1 protein-coding gene is annotated in these 1,354 nt (G+C 45.4%); it reads right to left on the reverse strand.

Going from position 1 to position 1,354, the window contains the following annotated elements:
* Positions 1-1,268: transposase (locus tag SLU01_RS17830; RefSeq protein ID WP_147060875.1), on the reverse strand; the 1,268-nt coding region annotated here is incomplete at its 3' end.
* Positions 1,269-1,354 lie beyond the last annotated feature (86 nt).

Raw genomic sequence — 1,354 nt, forward strand, 5'->3', positions numbered from 1 at the left:
TGAACTTTCGCGCGTTTTCCTGTCCGATAGCGGACGTTGTTCAATTGAAAGAACTCTTTCAGATAGGCATTCACGCGTTCCACAGCGGTCCTGCGGTTGAAAAGGGTCTTCCATGCTTTGGAACCACGGGCCGGTGCACTGTATTTCCGTAAATCTGTGGTGATTTTCACCTTGTACACTTTCTGACAGATGCCCTCGTTCGCGAGCGGGCAATCCACGCACTCTTTTGGTCGTGTGTATTTTAACGTTTCATACTTGGCGTCATAGCTATCGTAACGATAAGAATGCTCCCTGAAACAAGTTGGAGCGAAATGTTCGTCAAATCCGGTGGGCTCGGGTTCGTTCCGCTTATTGTAAGCGATGATAGATCGGTGTCCCATACGATGTACTTGTTCGTAGATTGCTTCAAAATCATAGCCAGCGTCCATCGTATGATACATCAGATTGCGAAGTGGAAGTCTATCTTTGATTCCCTTCAACAGCGGGATGGCAGCCTTTCCGTCATTCAGGCTTCCGGAAGAAAATAGAGACTGTAGAACATATTGGCTGGATGTACCTACTGCCAAATGCCCTTTATAGCCGAACCAGAATACATTCTGCCCCTCACTGTTTTTCTTAACACCCCATTTGGGGTCTTGGGGAACTTCGGCACGAAGCCTGGAAAGTGATTCATCCAGCTGCGCTTCGATTTTCTTTTCGTATAGTGGAAGATTTGCTTCCTGTTCTGCCTGTTCGACCAGCCATTGTTCACGTTCTTCCTTCTTTTTACGGCCGCGTTTCTTGGGTTCTTCCTTTGTTTTTTTCTGTTTGGCCGGCGCTTTATCACGCGCTTCAAAATGAGTGGCGTCAATCGCCACTGTATCATCATCGATAAACCCTTCCAAGATGGCCTCCAGGACAATCGTCTCCTGGACTTTCTCCAAAATGTCAGTTTCACTAAGCTTTGAAAGAAGGCGACTATATGAAGCTTCCGAAGGAACGTTGTCTGAAACTTTGAACCCGCAGTCCATCTTGAACGATAGGTCGTTGTTCAATCGCTTGATGAGATCTTTGATTGTCGGGATCCGTTCGATGTAACGTGCAAAAATACTCACAATCATGGCACCATAATTCAATTCGACCGGTGCCCCAAAGCGAGATTTCTTGTTGATTTCGTTGAAGATTATATCCAAATCGATAGCAGCCATGATCTCTTCATATTTTTGGGTAGGTTCCATCTCATATAATTCTTCGATGCCAAATAGGCTCTGTTGTCTTATAATGGTCATAGGGAGTACTCCTCCAGTCTTTTTGGGATGTTTTGGTCGACTACCATTATACAAGACTTGGGGAGGTACTTCCTTTTTTGTGTCTA

It is taken from the genome of Sporosarcina luteola, from assembly GCF_007991495.1.
In the GTDB taxonomy this organism is placed as follows: domain Bacteria; phylum Bacillota; class Bacilli; order Bacillales_A; family Planococcaceae; genus Sporosarcina; species Sporosarcina luteola.